General features: G+C 45.9%; 24 protein-coding genes. 19 read left to right on the top strand and 5 right to left on the bottom strand.

Annotated elements, in window-relative coordinates:
• Positions 1 to 6: 6 nt before the first annotated feature.
• A complete protein-coding gene (locus LX87_RS25925) occupies positions 7 to 1,389 on the top strand; it encodes an AAA family ATPase (RefSeq protein WP_111631215.1) in 1,383 nt (460 codons plus the stop codon).
• The gene (locus LX87_RS25920) at positions 1,386 to 1,856 is read left to right on the top strand and encodes a hypothetical protein (protein WP_111631214.1); all 471 of its coding nucleotides are present in this window, start codon (positions 1,386 to 1,388) and stop codon (positions 1,854 to 1,856) included. The genes LX87_RS25925 and LX87_RS25920 overlap by 4 nt, the downstream gene beginning before the upstream one ends.
• Positions 1,857 to 2,041: 185 nt before the next feature.
• On the opposite strand, the gene LX87_RS25915 is transcribed toward LX87_RS25920, so the two are convergent.
• The 3 genes from LX87_RS25915 to LX87_RS25905 form a co-directional block, all read right to left on the bottom strand.
• Positions 2,042 to 2,344: a tyrosine-type recombinase/integrase gene (locus LX87_RS25915; RefSeq protein WP_111631213.1), complete on the bottom strand. Its 303-nt coding sequence runs from the start codon at positions 2,342 to 2,344 to the stop codon at positions 2,042 to 2,044.
• A 260-nt stretch (positions 2,345 to 2,604) separates the two neighbouring features.
• Positions 2,605 to 4,176, bottom strand: coding sequence for a DUF4062 domain-containing protein (locus LX87_RS25910; protein WP_146624561.1), 1,572 nt, complete (start codon positions 4,174 to 4,176; stop codon positions 2,605 to 2,607).
• A gap of 59 nt (positions 4,177 to 4,235) precedes the next feature.
• Complete coding sequence (locus LX87_RS25905) at positions 4,236 to 4,562, bottom strand: helix-turn-helix domain-containing protein (protein WP_111631211.1); 327 nt, start codon at positions 4,560 to 4,562, stop codon at positions 4,236 to 4,238.
• Positions 4,563 to 4,731: 169 nt separating this feature from the next.
• Between LX87_RS25905 and LX87_RS25900 the strand changes: the two genes are divergently transcribed.
• The 5 genes from LX87_RS25900 to LX87_RS25880 all read left to right on the top strand — a co-directional run bounded on the left by LX87_RS25900 (position 4,732) and on the right by LX87_RS25880 (position 9,239).
• On the top strand, positions 4,732 to 4,974 hold the full coding sequence (locus tag LX87_RS25900) for a hypothetical protein (RefSeq protein ID WP_111631210.1): 243 nt from the start codon (positions 4,732 to 4,734) through the stop codon (positions 4,972 to 4,974).
• Between the two features lie 221 nt (positions 4,975 to 5,195).
• Positions 5,196 to 8,129 carry a hypothetical protein gene (locus LX87_RS25895; protein WP_111631209.1) on the top strand — a complete coding sequence of 978 codons (2,934 nt, stop codon included), beginning with the start codon at positions 5,196 to 5,198 and terminating at the stop codon, positions 8,127 to 8,129.
• Between the two features lie 22 nt (positions 8,130 to 8,151).
• The gene (locus LX87_RS25890; protein ID WP_111631208.1) at positions 8,152 to 8,385 is read left to right on the top strand and encodes a hypothetical protein; all 234 of its coding nucleotides are present in this window, start codon (positions 8,152 to 8,154) and stop codon (positions 8,383 to 8,385) included.
• A gap of 244 nt (positions 8,386 to 8,629) precedes the next feature.
• Positions 8,630 to 8,977, top strand: a complete 348-nt coding sequence (locus LX87_RS25885) for a hypothetical protein (RefSeq protein WP_111631207.1) — start codon at positions 8,630 to 8,632, stop codon at positions 8,975 to 8,977.
• Positions 8,961 to 9,239, top strand: coding sequence for a hypothetical protein (locus tag LX87_RS25880; RefSeq protein WP_111631206.1), 279 nt, complete (start codon positions 8,961 to 8,963; stop codon positions 9,237 to 9,239). Before LX87_RS25885 ends, LX87_RS25880 begins: the two co-directional genes overlap by 17 nt.
• 117 nt (positions 9,240 to 9,356) lie before the next feature.
• On the opposite strand, the gene LX87_RS25875 is transcribed toward LX87_RS25880, so the two are convergent.
• Positions 9,357 to 10,352, bottom strand: a complete 996-nt coding sequence (locus LX87_RS25875; RefSeq protein ID WP_111631205.1) for a TIR domain-containing protein — start codon at positions 10,350 to 10,352, stop codon at positions 9,357 to 9,359.
• Positions 10,345 to 11,406 (bottom strand): nucleotidyltransferase-like protein, encoded by a 1,062-nt coding sequence (locus LX87_RS25870; RefSeq protein WP_111631204.1) that lies wholly within the window; start codon positions 11,404 to 11,406, stop codon positions 10,345 to 10,347. The genes LX87_RS25875 and LX87_RS25870 overlap by 8 nt, the downstream gene beginning before the upstream one ends.
• 1,210 nt (positions 11,407 to 12,616) lie before the next feature.
• Here LX87_RS25870 and LX87_RS25865 point away from each other — a divergent pair.
• The 12 genes from LX87_RS25865 (at position 12,617) to LX87_RS25815 (ending at position 21,519) form a co-directional block, all read left to right on the top strand.
• Positions 12,617 to 13,120 carry a hypothetical protein gene (locus tag LX87_RS25865; protein WP_111631203.1) on the top strand — a complete coding sequence of 168 codons (504 nt, stop codon included), beginning with the start codon at positions 12,617 to 12,619 and terminating at the stop codon, positions 13,118 to 13,120.
• Between the two features lie 175 nt (positions 13,121 to 13,295).
• On the top strand, positions 13,296 to 13,889 hold the full coding sequence (locus LX87_RS25860) for a hypothetical protein (protein WP_111631202.1): 594 nt from the start codon (positions 13,296 to 13,298) through the stop codon (positions 13,887 to 13,889).
• Between the two features lie 14 nt (positions 13,890 to 13,903).
• On the top strand, positions 13,904 to 16,144 hold the full coding sequence (locus tag LX87_RS25855; RefSeq protein ID WP_111631201.1) for a pectate lyase family protein: 2,241 nt from the start codon (positions 13,904 to 13,906) through the stop codon (positions 16,142 to 16,144).
• 98 nt (positions 16,145 to 16,242) lie between these two features.
• Positions 16,243 to 17,154, top strand: a complete 912-nt coding sequence (locus tag LX87_RS25850; protein WP_170139459.1) for a S49 family peptidase — start codon at positions 16,243 to 16,245, stop codon at positions 17,152 to 17,154.
• A gap of 36 nt (positions 17,155 to 17,190) precedes the next feature.
• Positions 17,191 to 17,658 (top strand): hypothetical protein, encoded by a 468-nt coding sequence (locus LX87_RS25845; protein ID WP_111631199.1) that lies wholly within the window; start codon positions 17,191 to 17,193, stop codon positions 17,656 to 17,658.
• 65 nt (positions 17,659 to 17,723) lie between these two features.
• Positions 17,724 to 18,713: a hypothetical protein gene (locus LX87_RS25840; RefSeq protein WP_111631198.1), complete on the top strand. Its 990-nt coding sequence runs from the start codon at positions 17,724 to 17,726 to the stop codon at positions 18,711 to 18,713.
• A gap of 98 nt (positions 18,714 to 18,811) precedes the next feature.
• Positions 18,812 to 19,528, top strand: coding sequence for a hypothetical protein (locus tag LX87_RS25835; protein WP_111631197.1), 717 nt, complete (start codon positions 18,812 to 18,814; stop codon positions 19,526 to 19,528).
• 13 nt (positions 19,529 to 19,541) lie between these two features.
• Positions 19,542 to 19,808, top strand: a complete 267-nt coding sequence (locus LX87_RS25830) for a hypothetical protein (RefSeq protein WP_111631196.1) — start codon at positions 19,542 to 19,544, stop codon at positions 19,806 to 19,808.
• Positions 19,805 to 20,278 (top strand): hypothetical protein, encoded by a 474-nt coding sequence (locus tag LX87_RS25825; RefSeq protein ID WP_146624560.1) that lies wholly within the window; start codon positions 19,805 to 19,807, stop codon positions 20,276 to 20,278. The genes LX87_RS25830 and LX87_RS25825 overlap by 4 nt, the downstream gene beginning before the upstream one ends.
• Before the next feature lie 65 nt (positions 20,279 to 20,343).
• A complete protein-coding gene (locus tag LX87_RS28915) occupies positions 20,344 to 20,508 on the top strand; it encodes a hypothetical protein (RefSeq protein ID WP_170139458.1) in 165 nt (54 codons plus the stop codon).
• 62 nt (positions 20,509 to 20,570) lie between these two features.
• Entirely contained in the window at positions 20,571 to 20,831 is a 261-nt protein-coding gene (locus LX87_RS25820; RefSeq protein WP_111631194.1) for a hypothetical protein, read from the top strand.
• Positions 20,821 to 21,519, top strand: coding sequence for a hypothetical protein (locus tag LX87_RS25815; RefSeq protein WP_146624559.1), 699 nt, complete (start codon positions 20,821 to 20,823; stop codon positions 21,517 to 21,519). Before LX87_RS25820 ends, LX87_RS25815 begins: the two co-directional genes overlap by 11 nt.
• The last annotated feature ends 157 nt before the right edge of the window (positions 21,520 to 21,676 follow it).

Genomic DNA, 21,676 nt, shown 5'->3' with positions numbered 1-21,676 from the left:
AGTAAGATGGATAAGCATTTGAATTATATGGAAGTTAGGTGGAAAAACTTCAAAGGATTTAAAGATACTGGGTGGATAAAAATTAAGCCTATCACTATAATTTTAGGTTCAAATAATTCTGGAAAAACAAATTTCCTTGCACCTTTTTTATTAATGAATCAGACCATTACCTCTCGCGATAGATACTCTCCACTGATATTAAAAGGGGATATGTATGATGGAGGGCATTACCAAGAAATTGTAAAAGATTACAATATAGAAAATGATTTATATTTCGGATATCGATATCATATTCATGATTCAGATGAGGAGCTTGAAGAGTTAGGGAGTTATCCTCCAGGTGCATTTGAAATTACATTTTCTTTGGAGGATAAAGACGGTGAATTAAAATTAAAGAAGAAGACTATATATGATATATTTAATAGAAAGTTTTTAAGCCTTACTTTGAATTCCTCTGGAGAATATACGTTTTCAGGAATTGGATCAAAGTCAATGAGCAAAGCTGAGAAAAAATCTATAACTAGTAGTGAGCCAGTAAACTTTTTGTTTTCACCAAATACTGTTCTTTCTGATCTGGAGCCAGATAAAGAAGAAAAAGGTGAAGGTGAAAAAATTAAGAGAAAAGTGAATAGGTTTTCAGCAGGTTATTCACAGTTCCTTTCTGCTATATCATATAATAATTCGAGAGTTAGAATGTATTTAGGAGATCTAAGTTTTATTGGACCTATTCGCGAAAACCCTCACAGGATTTATGAAATTACTAATGAGACTTATAATACTGTCGGCAGCAAGGGCGAAAAAATGCCTAACCTCATTAAGTTGATTCGAGATGATCCCAATGACAATCAAGAGTTGAATGACTGGATAAAACGATTTGGATTCGGAGATCGAATTGAGTTACAACATCACTACAGTAACACTTATTCGTTAAGATTTCGTGTAAATGGTTCAGAGCATTATACAAGTATTGCGAATGCAGGATTTGGTGCCTCGCAAGTATTACCGCTAATTGTACAGGCGATAGTTTCTCCAGAAAGGAGCATAACAATTGCCGAACAGCCCGAAATTCATTTGAATCCCAGAATACAATGTGAATTGGCGGAATTATTTGCATCAATGGCAAAAAAAGGGCAAATAGTAGTTGTTGAAACTCATAGTGAACACTTACTTCTAAGATTAAGAAGGCTTATTGCAGAAGAAAAAATTAACTCAGAAGACGTTGCATTATATTTTGTAGAAAGAGAGGGTAGTGATTCTATTATTAAAGAAATTAAATTACAAGAGAATGGTAGTATCAATCCTATAGATTGGCCTAAAGATTTCTTTGGTGAATCGTTAAAAGAAGCATTAGCAATGGCATCTGAACAATCTAAAAGAAGAAAGAAATGATAGATATTGTAATTGATACTTGTACACTTGTGCATGCTAATGACCCAAATTGCGTTTATTATCCTTCTTCTGTTGAACTTATAAGTAGGATGTTAGCTAATTCAACTTGTGCAACAGTAGATGAAGGTTTTGAACTCGATGAAGGTCGGAATAGAAGTTACATCGGTTTAGAATATTTGACACATTTACAGCCTGGTACTTTGGGTTTTAGTTTGATTGTTCACCTAGCTACTAATGATAGAATTAATTTCGTATCAAATACAATTCCAGTACAGCGAAAAAGGTACATTGAACAATTAATTAAGAATAAAAAAGATAGAATGTTTTTAAGAGTCGCTTTTAATTCTGGTGAAAAGACTCTTGCATCGCATGATTACACGGATTATCAAGAAGCTAAGAGGAAGACGATAAGAAATGATCTAGGCGTAAACGTTGTAACGGCTGAAGAAATAAATGATATGCTATAAATTACAACTCTGTACTTTTATAACTTAACTGCTATTAAGTCTTATCTGGCTTTGGATGCGTTCAAAAGAAGGTGGTCGGGATTCCCGACCACCTTACAGCATTCATCCTATAATTAAAAAGTTCTTAAAGGTACATTCACTTACTAAAAGTGCGAAAACAGCCTGATAAACGGCGAAATTTTATACTAAGCGGCACCTTGGCCGCCTTTTTCTGCACTAGCCGTTTGAAAGATTTTATCGAAAACGTTAATCTGTTCTTTCTTCCTGCGTTCACTGATGTGAACGTATTTCATAGTCGTTTCAAGCTTGCTGTGTCCCATGTAATCCTTCAGGGTTACAACATCACCACCTAATTCGATAAACAACGTTTCGAATGTATGCCTGGCGGTGTGGGTAGTCATTTTGAAATCAACGCCAGCCGCTTCGCCAATCCTGGCCAAAAGCCGGTTCATGTACTGATCGCTGAATGTCTGGAATAATTTCCTCAATGTGGTTGAAATTAACGGTCTGGCCGATCACCTTCCCGGCCTTCTTATCGAAGTGTGCCATTGGCCAGGTAGGGAAATAAAAAAGTGCCTTCACGCGCTGTAAAGGCACTTTTTAGCTTGTTTCGTGGTCCCACCGGGAAGAAAAAGCAGCTTGACAATCATGTACTTATAAAAAATTAGGAAAAATTTAGATATCATAGGAAAATAAAATATGAGTAATTATGCATTATCATATTTACTCAATCTGTATAAGAGAATGGTTATAGAGTTTTAAGTACTTCTGGGTGTTTATGATAGCTAATCTTCGCTCTAAATAAATTGAAAACAGGTGGAGCTGGCTTATTATGAGTCACCAACACCTTGAATAAGTCTCGAATAAATGTTAAACTTTTTTCTTGCATAACGCAGTGGTATTCTGTTGCAATTATATGGTAAGCATTTTCATTGTTTCTACGTGTTATTTCCACTTGATGCTCTGATAAATCTATTACAATTCCATCTATTTCAGCATGATTATTATGAATTTCCCCTACTGGAATAGTGTGTTTATTATCAATGAGTGCAGTGTCAAAATAGTATTCATTATTAATGTATACCGGTTTAGAAGGAATACAATGATAAATAATGTAATCTGCAAACTCTCTATCATCAAAATAAACCCATATTTCACTTATAGTAGTATCTATCCCATTGATTTCTAAGCTCCCAAAACTGCTCCGCTTGATTGTCAGTTCAGAGCTTATAAATCCATTATTGATATATAAACTTTCATGGAAATTAGCTTCGTTTGTTATTAATTCGTTGAAAATCTTATCGATACGCTCCTTGCTATTGCTGTAAAATGTACTTTTGTACGCTTTTGGAAAGTTTTGAATACAAATTTTTCTAAATAAGTCAAGATAGTGAAATGGGCTTTTAGGCTTTTTTTCTAATAGTTGTCTTTTTTTTTTATTTGTTTCAGAAACAGTTATTGGCTCAAACTCTTCTAAGTTTGTGCTCTTCTTTAAATTGTCAATTAATTGAAACCCCTTACTAGTGATGGCAAAGATTTCGCCTTTACTACCTCTGTCAGAAATTAAATTATTTGTTATTAACTCTTCAATAGCACTTTGCCAACGGGCTTCATCTCTTGGATTTCCTCTATCAACTAATTCTTGTCCATGGGTTGTCACGGATAATCCATCAAAAGAACGGGTTCTCATGACTTGGCCTTTAGGATCTTTTGCTATTTTCAGTAATAAAATTTGCGCTATATCAGATAATGGAGCAGAATCAATAGATATTGGTATTGAACTTGATTTAGTTTCTAAAGAAGACCCATTATTGTCAAAATATCTTAGGATTGTATGTGCTAGTTGACTAGTAAACTTCTTTCTTAGCTTAGATGTGCTTTCATAAGTTTCCACCAGGGCCTTAGGTCTAATTCCTTTGAGATATTTATCTAATGCTTCAGCTTGCTTCAAATCTAGTTCATGTCTATTAACTTTTGCATTGGATACATAAATCATGACTTGCTTACCAGCTCGGAGGTGCTCATTTATTTCTTCAATAGTGCCACTTTGGGCTTTACCAGTGGGACTACCAATTCTGTTCCAAAACAGAGCGACAAGTAGATCTGCATCATGTAGAACCTGTTGGTTTATAATTTCTTGTGGCCTGCCAAAAGCAGGGCTGGCGTGGCTTTCCCAACCAATAGGCATCAAAACAATTTTCTTGTCTTTTGAATGTATAGAATTCCATTCGTTAATGATCTCACGTATGAGTGCTCTTTCTTTTGGTACATCACTTGGAGATGCGATCATTACTTTGTAAACAGTAGCAGTATAAGGCATTTTTTAGGTATAATTAATTGTAATTCAATGAAATAAGTAATAACGCCCTAATGAGGGCTTCACTTCTGTTCTTCTATCTTTTCACCTTGCTTCTTTAGTAGCTGGCGTTGCATCTCGATTACTTCTTCAGCCTTCATCATTACATAGCCAGCTGGTACTTCCTGCACCACTGTTGGCTGTGCCGCTTCAATTCCTTCAATTAGGTAATTTGTAGTAGTGGACAGGATTTCCGCCAGTTTACGAATGTCAGATAAGGAAGGTTCAGCTTTTCCTTTCTCCCAAGAGCCTACTACGTTTCTATGCTTTTTACCCATCAAACGCGCAAGATCATCTTGTGACATTTTCTTGTCTTCACGCAGGCGTTTTATTCGATCTCCAAAATTCATTTAGCAGAAATAGAAAAATGTACAGCATAAATTTGCTGATGCAATTTTTAAATGTACATTTGCATATTAAGAAATTGCACCACAGGATTTAGTGGCACTCAAACTAGATAAATGTACGCTAAAAGGCTTCAGTGTACAATAGTAGTAGGCATCCTTTAAATAAAATGCAATGCAAAAGCTTACATCTGCCCAGTATTGGAAGAACCGTATGAAAGCGGCCAAACAACGCCTTCCAAAAGAAATAGGCCAGCAAGACGTACTTATGGCGGTGGCCGAACTAGCGCCAGAGCTAGACAGATTGACTAACTCCAACCGCTGGCGGAATGCCTGGTTTATGTACGCCGGTGATCCGCAATTCACAGAAGTAGTCGAAAAGATAGCGGACAGATTTTTAGAGGAAAAGGACGCTTAGGGGCGGCCCCGCCACCCCTTTTTTTGGACTCCCTGTCTGATAATTAACTCCTTAACTAGGTACATATCATCCTTTTACTTTTCTAAAAATGCGATGAATAAAGCCGCTGCCCTGTCCAAGTTTGAAAAAATAGTAGGGGTTAACCTTACTGATCAATTAGCTGGTCAGCCTTCGCCAGCGGCTTTTTATACCTGCAAAGTCATTCATTCCTATAATTTCTAATGAAGAAGAAAATCGAATTATCCGATCTGCTGGCTATCGATGGCGGCCTTTCGTATATCATCCATCGGTTTCCCGATGCGGCCGAAAGTGTCAATCATCGCAACCGGAAGTTCAAGCTACGCCCCGAAGAAAAAACCGCCAGCGCCAGCCTGAAAAACGATAATGGTACCTACATCGTAAAGGATTTTGGATCATCGGATCCAGCCATGAACGCCGTGGCGGTGGCGCAATACCTGGACGGTACCGACTTTATAACGGCCCTGAAGGCCGTGGCCGCCTTCTACAAATACGAAGGTTCGGACGTTCCGGAAGCGAAGCCCGATTATAAATCCTGGGCCGCCAAACCCGAAGAAGCGGAAGGATCCATGAACTTCGAGTACAAGGAATTCGAGATCCACGATCTGAAGGCGTTATTTTCCACCAATGCCTTCAACGCCCTGGGCCATAACGACGAAGCCCGCCTGGCGGAAGGAAGCCGGATTTGCGCCCACTACCATTACAAGTGCCTGAAATCCTACACCCAGACCAAAGAAGGCAAAACCCACCAGTATATCAGTACCGAGCTTTTTCCGATGTTTCTGATCGATGAAGGCGAATGGAAAAAGCTGTATAAGCCCAAAGCCGAAAAACGCTTCCGCTTTCAGTCAACCGGCAACAAGCCCGCCAGCTTCATCCACGGTCTAGCCCAGGCCCAGAAGAAAGTGGCCGAACTGGTGGCCGCCAGTGCGACCGAAGGCGGATCGAGCGAAGAAGATCTGGATGAAGGTGATAAGCCCGCCAAAAAGAAGAAAAAGGCAAAGGAGAAGCTGGAAGAAATAATCCTTTGTACGGGCGGAAGCGATGCCTTAAACGTGGCGGCCCTGGGCTTCACGGTGATCTGGCAAAACAGCGAAACGGCCCTTTTATCGCCCGCCGATTACAAAACCCTTTGCCGCTTGGCCGAGAAGATTTACAACCTTCCGGATATCGATGTAACTGGCAAACGCGAAGCCCACAAACTGGCCATGCAGTACGTAGAAATCCGAACGATCCAGCTTCCGGAAGATCTGAAGAAGCGCCTGGATGCAAACGGGAATCCCTGCAAAGACGTACGCGATTATCTGAAGTATCATCGGAAGGCTGAATTTCTGGAACTGGTGAAAGTGGCGCTTCCGTATCAGTTCTGGGATCAGGATGTGGCGCTGGATCGGGATGGCGAACCGCGAATGAAGTTCGGTAAGCTGTTGATGGAGTATAAATTCAATAACGTACACGCTTACAACTTCTTACGGGTGAACGGCTTCGCCCGCTACCGATCGCCGAAGGAAAAGGATGGCTTTTGCTACGTACGGGAGCAAAACAACATCGTATCGAAAATCGAAGCTTCGGCGGTAAAAGACTTTATCCACGGCTTTCTGGAAGAACGGCGCTATCCGGTTGACCTGCGGAACGCGATGTACAAAACGCCCTATCTGAACGATTCGAGTATTTCCAACCTGGCGTTTTTTGAAGGTGATTTTCAGACCTACGGCCACGATTACCAGTATCTCTTTTTTGCGAAGAATACCTGGAAGATTACGGCGGCCGGGATTACGGAAGAAAAGGTCGGAAACCTGGAAAAACACATCTGGGAACATAAGGTAATTCAGCGGCCGGTGAAGATTCTGGAAGATATGTTCCGGATCAGCAAAACCGAGGGCGGCCAGTACGATATCCAGCTGGGCGATAATCTGCCTACTTTCCTGAAGTTTCTGATTCAAACCAGCCGTTCGCACTGGCGGAAAGAACTGGAAGAACGCCTGGATCTGGGCCTGATGGATCGGGCCGCCCAGCTGGAGTACTGCGAAGAAAACAACTTCAGCCAGGACGATCTAAAGGCGATGCTTCACTGGAGCAAACCGGAAAAGCAAGCTGAATACCGGAAGAAGTACCGTTTCGCCGTGGATGGCGAACTACTAACGGAAGAAGAAATCCAGGAACAAAAGCTTCACCTGATCAATAAGATTTACGCGATCGGCTACCTGTTGCACCGTTACAAAAATCCGGCGAAGCCCTGGGCGGTGTTTGTGATGGATGCCAAGATCTCGGAAAACTCCGAAAGCCACGGCGGGGCGGGGAAAGGGATCCTGGCCAAAGGAATCTATAAGCTGGTGACGAAAGTACAGCTGGACGGACGGAACCCGCAACTGGTGGAGAATAAGCACCTTCTGGAAAACGTCGATCAGGATACCGATATCATCCACCTGGAAGATGCCCACGAAAGCCTTCCGTTCGGTTTCTTCTATGCGCCACTGACTTCGGCCACCACGATCAACCCGAAGCAAAAACGTTCGTTTGAGCTTGAATACGCGGTTTCCCCGAAGTGGCTATTTGATACAAACTTCGGTGATCGGTATACGGATCCATCCAGCCGCCGAAGAAAGTTATACGTGGCGTTTTCGGACTACTACCACGAAAATACGGGTGACTACCGCGAAAGCCGATCGCCAGCGGACGAATTCGGAATGAACCTTTTCGATGATTGGGATGAAGCCGAATGGAACCGCTTTTACAACTTTATGGCCCAATGCGTAAAGTTTTACCTGGGCTGTAATGACAAGCTGGAAGCGCCACTGGCGAACCTGTCGAAGCGGAATCTGATCGCGGTGATGGGGGACCACTTCCGCAACTGGGCCGATGCGTACTTTTCGCCCGAAGCCGCCCGCCTGGATAAGCTGATTCCGAAAGAAGATGCCCAGGAGGATCTGTTCCGTTCCTCTAAAATTAAAATGACCAGCCAGGCCTTTAAACGCGCCCTGAAAGCCTGGTGCAACTTCAACGATTTCGAGTACTGCCCGAAAGAATTACAAGGTAAAACGGGGCTTATTATCCGGAAGAATGCCGAAGATAAAACCGCCGAATTCATCTACATCCGGACGCATGGAGCCGAAATCAACGATATCAAAAAGCTTTAATTCCTCTAACCCTTCATCCTTTATGAAAGCCTTGTATTTAATCATCGGCACCCAGGCCGCGCTGATCGTTCCCTTTTCCCTGGCCTGTCCACTGTCGTTTAAATCGTTGCTGGTAACGATTGGCTGTTTAATGACGGCGGGGCTGTGCCTGGTGAATTACTGGTGGTACACTAGCCCGCTGTACGACGAAAACGAAAATCCGGTTCCAAAGGCGGCCCAGCCCAAAACGCGAAGATTCTTCGGTAAGCCCTCCTAAAAACCGGCGGGATCCGGCCCCATCAGCGCCTGATCCATCAATCATAATTTTTGGTGGAAAACTATCCCGCAATTTTTCATCCATCATTCATTCCTATAATCAGTTTTAAAGATGATAATCCTTCAATTCGTTTACCTGGCCAGCCTCTGCCTGGCGGGGGCGCTTTTGCTTCCCGGCCTGATCTGTCTGGTAATTCTGGCGACCGCCCTGTACTTCTCCTTTCACTTCATAAACAGCGAATCCAATGACAACCGGCAAAAAGAACAAAGTCGTACAATACCTGGTACAAAATACCGCAATGGTATTACTGGCGGCAACACCCAACGAAGCACCGATCAGGGCCGCCACTGAAAAGACACGAAGTAAAATACTGACCGATTCACCGAAGGAAGAAAAGGATCTGATCTTCCATATGCGCGATGTTATCCTGAAGCTGGCTAGTAAGCTGGCCAACTGTGAATCCGTGGATGAATTACGAGCCGCCGAACACCTAATGGAAGAACTGATCGCGGGCCGGATAATCATAGTCGATGATGCAACGGGGAAAATTCTGGAAGAACAACTGAACGAGCAGGATGGTAGCGGTATCTAACCTGGCCACGGTGGCAGCGGCCGAACCCACGGTGGCCCGTACGGTGATGCTGTGGAGTTGGTGGAAAAGCAAAGACGGAAAGCGCCAGTTCGCCGTGGTCGAAAAGATCCTGAAAGGCGTAACGTCGGACGTTCGGACGGTCGGAATCAAGCTTCTGGAAGTAGGCGATTCCAACCCGTTTTATTACGCCCTAGATGAATTCTTTTCCCTGGTGGATAAAGGATCGATGATCGAGATGATTCCCGAACCGAAAGCGAAATGAACGGGTATTATGTGATCATTGCCAATTTTGTACTTATAAATGCAGAAGCGTCAAGCGGCCACTTTAATGAATGAAGTGGCCGCTTCAATGGAAAGTTTATATGAATGAGGATAATATCTAATAAATAGTAAACTTGTAAAACTTTTCCTCTATGGTGTCATCAATAAGCTTACTCAAAGTCCTTTCAAAATTTCTAATTTCCTTGTTAATTAATTTTCGCTCGTTGTTCTGTGTTTTAAGAAATGAATCTGTAAAAAGCTCTTTTATTGTTAAGTAAGAAGCATAAAGTGTTGTAGGAATGTCAAATATGCTTAATATTTGATCTTCTTTAAACTCGCCTTGAAGAAAAAAAGGGTAAGTCCTAGAAGCTGCATTTATAAAAATTTGTTTGTATTCTGATGTATTCCAAGTTAAAACCTCTTTTTTTAGTGAAGCTAGATTCTGAGGAACTCTGATTTCAATTGTTGGATAAGGCTTCTTTATTTCATAGTCAATTGTTTTTGTAGGTTTTCCTGTTCTGTCCCTTTCTAAAATAATTTGAATTGATTTTTGATTGTTGAAAGCTTCAAGTATCTCTCTTAAAAAGTTATAATAGTATCCTACTGCAAGAGAAGTCGAAGGAAGGACAGTGTAGTTAAATAACTCTTCTGCTACTTTCATCCTTTCTTTTATACGAATACATGATGCTCCTAATGCAGAAGTTAAGTTATCTCGGCGAGTAAAGGTACTAGTGGTGATGCCATTCCAGTCGTTAAAAAGGTCAATGCCTTCCTCTAATACGAAAAAAGTTCTATCTAAACCAATTCTACCTAAAAAGAGACCAAATTCAAAAATTACATTATCCCTGGTAACATCTTTCTTCTTCTTTTTTATAATTGCAGTATCATCAGCAGCAAAAACACCAATAAAAAAATCATAGTAGCTCGCCCGATTCATCAATGTTTCCAAAGTCCCTTCATTTTGCTGGAAAATATTCTCGGTCCAGATATCTACTTCTGCTTCCTTATCAAGATTTAACTTAATGGCTTCAGCAATATCACTCGATTTTCCAGATGATGCAATGAAAATTGTAGGTTTCATTGCTTTGTTTACAGTTTCTTTTTTCTTAGACATTTTGTATAACCTTTTTAAGATCTAAATAAATTGATTGGATTTCAGACAATACCTTCTGTACTTCTTTTAATTTTGATTGCCGATATTTGAAAATATATTCTCTTTCGTCCACAGACACTATTCTTTCAGCGTGAGATGGATTAGTGCAAATACTATTAAGTTGCGAAATAACTATTGGAACTAACTCTAAAAATGATGCATTTTGGTATTTTGCAGGTTCAATGTCATAGCATATAGCATTAATGTCAAAACTGTTCAGGTTAATTTCCAGGCTTGAATCCGACTTGATATTTTTTAAGAAACGTATCATTTTTTTGATTCTGCCATTAGTAAGATTTCCTCTTTCGTTTATTCTTTTAATACTTACAAACGGATAATCAGGGTCCTCTCTATCATTAGTTGATTTGTTGAAAATTTGGATTCCTCGGTTTACTCCTTTGTCATATATGACTGATCTTATATCGTCATACCAGTTTGCTACTACAACATCAACAGATCTATTTAAGTCTTGATTTTTTATTTTTATACATTTAGGTTCGTTAATATTACAAATTACATACTTCGACTTTAATATATATTCACTATCGCTTCTTAACTTTTTTAAGTCAGCAATGAAATCCCCTTGATAAAGTGAGAAATTATTTTGTTCATAAATTAATTTATTTATGCTATTAGTGTCCAGTCGTGACCGAAAGTCATTTTCATTAATATACTTTTCAGATTCACTTTTATCCCAAGTATAAAATTTAGAAGAAATTACTAATAGGTCAATGTCACTGTAAGCTTTTATATGCGTGTTTGTCATTACAGAGCCTTGAAATTGAAACTCTACATCCTCCAATGGCTTTAAATGACTTTTCACGTTTTCACCAGCTTGTTTACTTACCTGCGTATATGCTGGCTCCACGCCTTTCATTGCGTAGCGTATGTAAACAAGTACATCACTATACTCAATTGATGATAGTTCCTCTCTAAATGATCTTTGAGGAATGAAATTCTCAGGATTGTTTCTATTTTTAATCCCTTCGGTTAACGTTCTATACCCTTTGTTCATAGTGGATTTTAGAAATGATTACAAAATACAAGCTGATACGATTGATGAAGATTGTTTCTACGTGCTCTTATTATAGTTTTAGAGGCCTGATGAAATATAGTAAGTATCCTATAATTTAGTACCACTAATTTTTTAAACGGTTGAATCTTTCGATAGCTATATATTAGGCAGGTGGAAGGCTTATGTCAATTAGCTTTTACTGAGCTATTTTTTGAGTTTTGGATTTCTTTGCAATTTTCCAAAAAGAATTTTTCCATAACTCATTGAAAAAGTTTCGGGCGCTGGGAAAATCTTTCTGGTACCCGGTGAAAGCCCGCCGAAGCCGCTGATGTTTACCGATGCGTTATAAAGCCGTTAGGGCGTTGTTTGTCAACAGGTAAGCAATTCGTTACCGTCCACTAAATAAACCCGCCACGGCCTTAAAAGGCGGTTAAAACAGCCGCCAGGCGACAAGAATCAGGAATCCTTCTTAAATACAAAGTTAAGCCCGCCCGAAAGCCTTCGTTTTCGGGCTTTTTTTGCGCCTGGCCCGGCCTTTGGGTTTCCTTTCAACCTTCCAAGAAGAATTTCTTCCAAAATTCTTTAACTTCTTAAACTAAGCGGATTTTTACCGATAATTAGCTGTTTATCAACCGTTAAACTTTTTAAAATTTCTTTAACCTGGTTTAAGAAGTTAAAGAAATTAAAGAAAGTTTAAATATGAAGGGGGCAACATTTTTGAACAAAATCGCCAGGTTAAAAAAAAAATTGGCCCTGGTTAAAGTTTTTTTTTAATTCTTTAACCATTTTTTGGATTTTAAAATATTGATAATCAATTCTTTAATCAGGCCGGTTTAAAGGTTTAAGAAGTTAAAGAAATTTCTGAGTTTTTCCCTACGCAAGTTTTGCAAGCTGACGAGTGGGAAGCGGGCGCGGGCGGGTGGTTGCGGCTTCGGGGCATATCGGAAAAGTACAGCCGTTTCCAGTCTTTAACGGCTTATAAGTTACTTTTCGGTGGGGATATTGCTATAAAAAAAGTATTCTGGTATTATTTATGCAACGGGAAATATATCTACATTTAACAGACGGAAGAAGAATGGCGGGCTGATCAGTAATACCTAGTGGCTAAAACCGCCAAACGTGTGCGAAGGCCTTTATAACCGACTGATTTTCAGCAAGTGCATTTTCCTTCTTTGTCAACATCCTATAATTAAAAATTCTTCCTCTTTTTATGATCTTAATTATCCCTGTTAAACCCCACGTTAAGGAGTTTTACCAATCTTCCCATGTATTAGGATCTGAAGCGATTAGCGTACGGCGGAATTCCCGCCTGGGCGAAATGGTGGCCGCCGTGTTTTGCGCCTACCCGCTTCAGGATGTAGATCAGGAAGATCTGGCACCCGTGGATTTCCTGGATCCGGATCGCCTACACCTTCAGCTAACCTTCCCGGTTCGGGAATGCCTGGTAACGGATGATCGACTTCTTCAGCTGGGTAAACTGCTGGAAGTGATTTTCGAGTTTTACGCCATCGGCTGGTGTAAGGGTCGGATGGATATCTACCCAAGTTTGAACGGGGCGGCCGAACGCTTCAGCGATAAGCACCAGCTGAGTGAAGAACATTATTCGCCCGATGCGGTGCGCAAGCTGGTGGGACGCGCCACGAAGGCCGCCGATACGGTGTATAACAAACTGTCGGTTCGGGATAAAAAAAACGTGGCCAGTTTTGCGGGATAGTTGTCCTTTTTTGGGGAAAACCTGTCCAGAATAGGGCGGTTTTGTCCAGCCTTTTTTTCTCTGTCTAGTAACCCCACAAAAGCCAGCTTTAACGCGATATCCAAGCGTTAAACGCTGGCTTTTCTCTTGTTTTCCCGTCCTACTTTCTTCGCCTTCGGCGGCCGTCCTTCGTAGTATGTATTTACGAATCTTGGACACGCCTTCCGGTGGGCTGGAAGCGGCCGAAGGAGAAATGAACGCGGGCGGAATTACGCGCCTTCGGCTGATGCCCGCCAGCCGCTTGATGATCGAGCTTCCGGATCTGATACCGACCTGCCCAGGGCTTCCGGATCCGTATATCGATGGCCGTTCCATCTTCCAGCTGGAAGAAGGCGATTTCGTGGATATTGATGTGATCCCGAAGTACGCTTCCTACAGCGAAAACCTTCAAACCAATCCCAACGGCGAATATTACCAGACCCAGCTTCAGCTGGTGCTTCCGAAAGATCGCCCGGCCGTTACGGCCTGGATTCACCGAAAGCGCGGGATCCGCTGGATCGCCCTGTTTCGGGATCGCAACGGCTTTAACCGCCTGGCCGGAACGCAAAGCCACCCGCTTCGGATGGAAGTACAGGGCGGAACCGGAACGGGCGATGGCCAGAACGCCCGAACGCTCACCTTCAGCGCAAACACGCCTTTCCCAGCCTTGTACGTGGAAAGCCTGGAAAGCCAGGATCTATTCGCCAATACTGAATTCGACTTCGCCTTCAGCTTCGATTTTAATACTTAACTATTCTTTGATTTATGACTACCGATGAAATTCATTCATTAGTGGACGCGGCTTTGCAGAATTCACCACCTGCCCAATCGCGTTCCATTACAGCAAACATTTTACGGACGCTGTTAAAACAGATTGCGGGTGATCTGATCAGCCAGCAAAACAACCGTTTACGGCGGGTACCCTTTAACCTGGGCCTTACCGGCGTGGACGATGACGAAGTACAGTTTCAGGGGGCCACCTGGATTAAAGAAGCCGGAACAATCGCACCCGGCCAGGCGGGTTACGGCGGGGTTTTACTTCCGGGAAAGGCCGGTTTCCGCTACCGGCGCAAAAAAGATTACATCTCCGTACTCGACTTCGCGGATCGGGTGGTGGGAAGCAACTGGACGATGGCCCTGCAAGCGGCTTTGGATGCGGCCAAAGACAACCCACTGAAGCGAACGAATGTCTATTGCCCGGCCCAGCAATACCTGATCGACCAGGTGGTTATTCCAACTGGCGTGAACCTGTTTGGTGATGGCGCTCTGGAACGGGGCGACCGCGCATCGACCAAGTTCATTCAAAATTCGGCGGTGGATGTCATCCGCATTGACGGCGATATTGATACTTCATCTGGTCGGGCCTACTGGTTTGGCAAGCTGTACAACTTCAGCATTATGGGGAAACCATCGGCTGGATCGGGGTATGGTATTAGTTTTCGCCGGGCCGATGGTACCACGGTTACACCGCAGGATCTCACCCATATTCATAATATCATCATCCGGGCAACGCCCAGCGGGGGTATTGAATTTCCGGATGGAGCCTTGCCGTTGACGGTTGATACCGTGAAATTTTTGTGGTGTAATGGCCCAGGCATTGACTTTGCCGTAACCGGCGCGAATAAGTTTCAATCGTGCCTATTTTCGGGCGTTTCAGGCGACGGTAATAACGGTGGGTTAATTCGCTTCAAGAATCTCGATGCCCAGGGTAGCATTACGATTCTAAACCTGAAGTCCGAACAGCGGGTGAATTCGCATTACGGCAATGTGGGAATGCAGAACAACCCCATTGTTTTTGATAACTGTGCGGGTACTCCGGTTACAATTCTGGGGGCCAGCCACATCTGTTCGTGGGTCTACTCAAGTAATCCGGTTGTCAACAACAAACCCGGCTCGCTGATTAAGGTCTTAGGAGTCGGTCAGCCCAAAATAAGCTGGAAAGGCGTTTCGATTCGCGTTCGCGCCACGGATACGCCCACGGATCCGGATCCGATGATCATCGACGGCCAGGATATTCCCTACACCGTATCGGAAGGCAAGTATGGCGATTTTACCAGTGGTCACTGGTCAGGAACGAAATTAGGGGTGATCTTTGGTAAGGTAGCGCGGTGGCTGGGCCGAAGTATTTTAAATGAAACCCATGTCGTTCAAGTGAACGGCGAAGTACCCGCCTTTTCGCTGTTCTCCACCGATTCACCCGCCAATCAACAGCACTGGCTGGATGTGGTATCGGGGGGCGTTCGCTCGAAGCGCCTGGTGAAAGACGACCGCAACTTCACGCTGTACGAACGTGATGTGGCCGATGCAAACGGCCTGGTTATTCGGAAGCAATTCGACCTGGGCGAAATCCGCCACACCGACGCGGCCCCCAAACAAACGATCAGCAACACCAGCGCGGCCACCGATGAAAAGAACTGGCGCTGGGTCGCTAACGCCCAGGAGTTAATTCTTCAGCTCTTTAACGACGCTTACGCGGCCGGGGTTAGTGGGTTAGGCTTGCGCCGGAATGGCACTACTCCGGACGGCGTTACCCTGCGCCAACGACTGATTCTGACGGGATCGGGTGGTTCGCTGTCGTCCTTAAACGTTTCGGCTGCAAATGGCGATGCGCGGCCCGCTTCGCTATTTACGGTTTCGGCCGCTTCAGCCCAGAATCTCACCTTTTTAGGGTCAGGGACGGTCGGCCAACTAGTGATTCTGCACTTTACGGATTCAAACACTACGCTGGTTCACTCAACCGCTGGGGCGACTGGCTCGTTGAACCTGGCCGGTGGTCGAAACTGGAATCCGAAGGCGGGCGACTGTATTATTTTCTACCGGAACGGCACAACCTGGGAAGAAGTAACCCGATCGGCGGCCGCTTACACCTACGTACAAGCGGCCGGAGCGCCCACGGTGAACGCTTCCAGGGTGGGGGAAGAATATTTCGATCCATCCGCAAAAATCTGGTACAAGGCCGTACAAACCGGAACCGGGGCCACGGACTGGAAGCCGATCACGAACTGATTACTAAAAAAGCCCGAATCAATGGATCCGGGCTTTTTTTATGTCCTATGCCCGCGCCCGGCGATCGAATAACCTTGCATTACTATTTCACTTCGGTAATGCTAGAAACGTACTTAAATGCAAAGTGGGCGCTGGAATCGACCTTCCATGATCGGATGGCGAAGATCGCCCTGGAACGGGTGGCCAACGGCCATACGCCTTTCGCGGCCACGGCCGAAGGGGTCGAAAAGGGTCGGCGGGATCCCTACTTCGTATCGGTGTACCCTGGCCAGGCTCAGGACGCTTCCACGGTGGCCGCTTCCACGGTGGCCGCTGGATCCTGGGGGTACGAAAAGCTTCAGAAAGAAAAGGCCGAATCCGGCCGGATCGTCGTTTTGCCGATCATCGGCACCATGTCGCGGTACGGTGATTTCTGCACCTACGGAACGGAAGATTACGCGCAATGGATCATCGAAGCCAACGACGATCCATCGGTTTCGGCGATTGTGCTGGAACTGAATTCACCAGGCGGCCAGGTGGACGGAACCGAATACCTGGGCGAAGTGATCCGCCAATCCAAAAAGCCCGTGGTGGCCTTCGTGGCTGGAATGGCGGCTTCAGCCGCTTACTGGATCGCCAGCCAGGCGAAAATGATCGTTATGGAATCGGCTACCAGTTCCGAAGTGGGGTCGATCGGTGTGCTGGCCATGCACGTAGACGCTTCGGCCGCTTATGAAAAAGTAGGCTATAAAGTCACGATCGTACGGGCGACCGGCTCCACCGATAAAGCCCTTTTTAACTCCATTGAGCCACTTTCTGAAACCGTACTGGCCGAAACAAAAGAAATCCTGGATGCTATCCGCGATACGTTTGAAGCAACCGTGAAAGCGGGGCGGCCGGGGATTGCCAGCGATGTTTTTACCGGAAAAATGTACATCGGGCGCGATGCCCTGAAAAAGAAAATGGCGGACAAAATCGGCTTTCTGGGCGATGCGATCGCCGAAGCGAACCGGCTGGCGCTGGCCGCTTAACCGAAGTATTCATTCATCCTATAATTCATATTTTTTATGTGCGCTAAAACGCTTAAAAGCTTCGCCCGTAAACAGATCAGCGAAGAACAAAAAGACACCGAAGCCACGGCGGCCGAAGTCCCAACGACGGAAACGGAAGAAACCCCAACCGAGGAAACCGAAACCGAGGAAGCCGAAGAAGCTGAAGGAACGGAAGAAACTTCAACCGAAGGAACACAAACCGAAGCCACGGACAAAAAATCGGCGAACGTCTTGAAGGCGGGCCAGGTGGCCATCGATGCTTCGGAGCTAAAGCAGATCAAAGCCGATGCCGCCGAGTGGAACAAAAACAAACAACAGTTTGCCACCCTGTCCGACTGGCACAAGTCCATGAAGGAAGCGGGCGCGAGTGTTCCCGGCAAGGAAGATACGTCGAGCCAGCACGATAAAACCGCTTCTGCCGTATCGGATAAGCCGTGGAATAAGAAGGCTTCGGAAGTCTACGGCAAAGGTCAAAAGGCCTGATTTTCCCTGTTCGTCAACGCTTTATCAATCAAATCTTTTCATTCATCCTTTAATTAATTTACAAAGTGGCAGATTCATTAAATCTTACTAAGCTGGCGGACTCACTGGAAGAATACGCCCGCGAAAACTACGACAACATTTACGGCCGGGCGATGATCCCAGGCGTGGATCAGGGCGTGGATGGGTCGGCAATTGTGCCGATCGACGATTACATGACTTCGATTCAGACTTCTGACGAAGTGGTATTATCCGAACTGGAAATTGGCGATGTGGCCCAACCAGGCGGAAAAGACTCGTTCAACCCCACGGAAAACGCGGTTACGCCATCGGCGCGGATCGGTAAAGTTCGCCAGGTGAAAGTGGACGTTCTGTTCTCTCACACGAAGATTATGGCGCTTTACAAGTCCTGGCTGGGCAAGGTGAAGGCCAAGCGGATCAATCCGGAAGAAGTACCGCTGGAAGAATACATCACGGCGGGAATCCTGGCCAAATACCGGGAAAATATTCGGGTGAAAACGCTGTTTAACGGGGTTTACAACAAAGCCGGAAATACGCCACTGGACGTAATGGATGGGCTTCGTACGCAAATCCTGGCCGAAATTACCAGCGGTGGCATTCCTTCGGCGAACATCATCGATACCGCCGTTATTACGGTGGATAACGCCGTGGCTGAATTTGAAAAGATGCTGGCGGCCATTCCGGATGCCGAGCTTTACGGGGATATGGTTTGTGTGACTTCGCGCCAGTTGAAAACGTTCTACGAACTGAACTTCCGCAAGTTGTACGGTACGCTTCCTTACAATACCGGCCAGGAAAAGGCGGTCATCGTCGGATCAAACATCCGCTTCGTGGTGGAACCGGGTCTGGCGGACTTCAAACGCCCGCTTTTCACGCCGAAAGGCAACCTGGTTTACCTGTACGATGATATGGATGGCGCGGACACGCTGGCCACCGATTACAACAAGCGGGAACGGAACCTGGCCTGGTTGATGGATGCCCAGGTGGGCGCGGGTATTGCCCAGCCTAACCGGATCTGGACCAACGACGGCGTTTAATCATCCCGGAAGCCGTTCACGCCGAACGGCTTCCACCTCTTTTTCTTGAGTCCTGATTTTTAATTTTCATTCATCCTGTAACAATCATTTTTTTTCCCATGAAGTCTTTTTTGAAAGTTGTTGTTGGCCTTTTCGCCCTGGCGGTGGCCTTCTTTCCGAACGAAGTGGCCAGCCTGGTTTCGGGCGTGGATAGCCTGTCGTTTCTGCACGATTCTTTGATCAGCGGCCCGGTGGTGATCGGTTCGTTTATCAGCCTGGCGAACATCGATGCCACCAGCTACCAAACGCCCAACCCTGGCGGGGTTCGTTCGCTGTTTATCGCTCTGCGGAAAGATATTAAGGGGATCTGGCCGAAAATCGCCGATATCGACGCGGGCGAAATTAAGAACGCGCCCGTAATGGTAGAAGGTAGAAAATTCGCGGAATACCAGTTTCCGGATGGTACCTGTTCGCTGGATGATGACGCTTCGGGCGATCCGGGTTTCCAGTCGTATAAGCATACGCTGGAACTGATGATGGCGGGTTTCAGTAAGGAACTGGCGGCCGAAATCCTGAAGCACCTGAACGCGGGCGCGGTAGTGATCGTGGAAATGAACGATGGCCAGTACGTGGTGGGCGGATCTTCCGACAATCCGATTTACATCAAGCCCGGCTTCAAATCGGGCAAGAAAGGCGCAGACAAGCGTGGTTACACGCTGAAGGGCGAACAGGATGGCTTCATGTGGGGGATCTTGCCGCTGAAGCCCACGGTGGTTACTGAACTGGCCCTGTTGCCGGATACGGAAGAAGAAGCGCCAGCCGGTGGCGGTGCCTAACCTGGAACGGTCAATGCTGACAAAGTATAACCTGATCCACGTTCCCAGCGGGGGCGTGGATCATTTGCTAGATGGCGTTCGGGTACGGATCGACCATCGGCTAACCGACGAACAGGCCGACCGCTTAAAGGCCTGTGGCCTACCGTACTTTGAAGAAATTTCCAACCTTGAAAACTCCCCAACTGATGGGACTGACGAAAGCACAAAAGGAACAACGGGCGAAGGAGAAAGCCCAAAAAGAAGCCGAAGCAAACGCGCAAAACGCGCCAGCGCCGAATGAATCTGATAATAATGGGGCCGGGCCTGGATCTGTCGATAGCGTACCAGCTGGCGCTGATGGCTCCGGAGCCGGAATACCAGCTGATTCTGATTCATCCGGAGCCGAAGCTGGATCCGTACCTGGATCATCTGATGGATCAAACGCCGAATCTGATTCTGGTGCTACCCAAACCGATGGAACCGGAATCAATTCCGAGCCTGGATCAACTGGTGAAGGAGTTTCGGGAACAGATGCCGCCACGGCTGGATCTGAACCTGGATCTGGAACAGTGGATGAAACAACGCCAGGCGGATCTTCTGATGGATCCCAGGCCGATCCCGAACTTTCCACCGATCCGGATTCGGCTTCACCGGGTACCGATCCGGAAACGGATCCGGCCGATGATTCGGAATCAGTTGAAGAATGGAACACGGAAGAAGATCGGGCGGCCCGAATTCGCGCCCAGGCTCAGGCGGAACTGGATCAGCTGAAGGCCCGATCGAACGCCAAAGCGCCAGCGGCCGAAGCCGATCCGGAGCCAGAAGAAGCGCCAGCGGTGGAAACTGAATCCACGGTGGCCGATCCGGCCCTGGAACGTACGAAACAGATCCGGAAGGCCGCCTTTATGGAATTAATGGAAATGCGGGTGGATGCCGCCTTACGGGTGGCCAAATCGGTTAAAGAAGCCCAGAAAGCCCAGGCTGATCGGCGGGATAAATAACCAACCTAACGAGCAAAAAGGCGGCCTAGATTCAGGCCGCCTTTTGCCATTTAATTCGCCTTATGAAACTAAACGTTATACCCGCCTTAAACGACGAACTGGAAGCCCAGGAAATTCACCCTGGCGGGCTTCTGGTGGCCCTGGAACGGTACGCTGAAGCCTTCCGCCATTTTATGGATTTGAACCATGATCAGTACGCCCGGCCGGTGGAATGGCTGGAAGCAAAGGATATGGAAAAAACAATCCAGGATTTTCTGGCCCTGATGCCGAAAATCTGCCCGTGTGATGATGGTTTTTCATTAGAAGCTGAAGATGATGAATGAAGCCGAATTAAAAGCCCAGCGGAACAAAGCCCTGGCGAATTACGAACTAAAGAAGATGCTGGCCCGATCCGGCCGCGTTTCGGCCCAGGAAGTCGAAGAAGCCCGCCGGATCTGGGAAGCCCTTCGGGATTATAAACCTACCGAAGCCGCCCGGCCAATCGTGGCCACGGTACCGGATCCGCCCGCGCCAAAGCCGCCAGATTCCGCCGTGGTGGTTCCCGCGATGGCGGTGGATGAGTTTACCCGGTTGATTGAAGATCTAACGATCGAGCGCCACGAAGCCCATAAACAGATGTGTATGCGCTCGAACCGCCTGGCGGATTATCCGGATGATCAGAATGTAAAGGATCTGGTGGATGAAATTCAGGAATGGAAACGAAAGCGGAACGAAGTAGCCGAAAAAATCACGTTTCTACGCAACAACGGCCGCCTACCGGAACCAATGCCCGCCCAGGCGGCCGAACGTTCGCCAGAAGTCCCGGAATCGGCCTTCCTGGCGAACCTGCCCGCTGATCGGTACGAGTTGAACAAACTGCTGGTGAATTCGCTAAATCCGAAGCTGTACCGGGCGAAGCAAGGCCTGAAGAACGCCAAATTGGAAATCTGGAAAGCCCACTATCAGAAAGAAGTGGCCAAATGCCAGGCGGCCGTGGATCTGGCTAAAAGTCAATTATCGGCGCTGGCGTAAAATAATCTTCGGAAATAAAGCCGCTGCGGCCGGTGCCGGCCGAAATATTCTTCTGAAAATCTGAAAAAGCCTGATCGGAATGGATCGGGCTTTTTTATGTCCTACCCGGCCTGATTTTCGGGCGTTAACATTGCCTAAAACGGAAAATTTTTCTGGA

The sequence above is a fragment of the Larkinella arboricola genome (assembly GCF_003259745.1).
GTDB classification, from domain to species: Bacteria; Bacteroidota; Bacteroidia; order Cytophagales; family Spirosomataceae; genus Larkinella; species Larkinella arboricola.
This window is presented reverse-complemented; position numbering and strand designations above follow the sequence as displayed.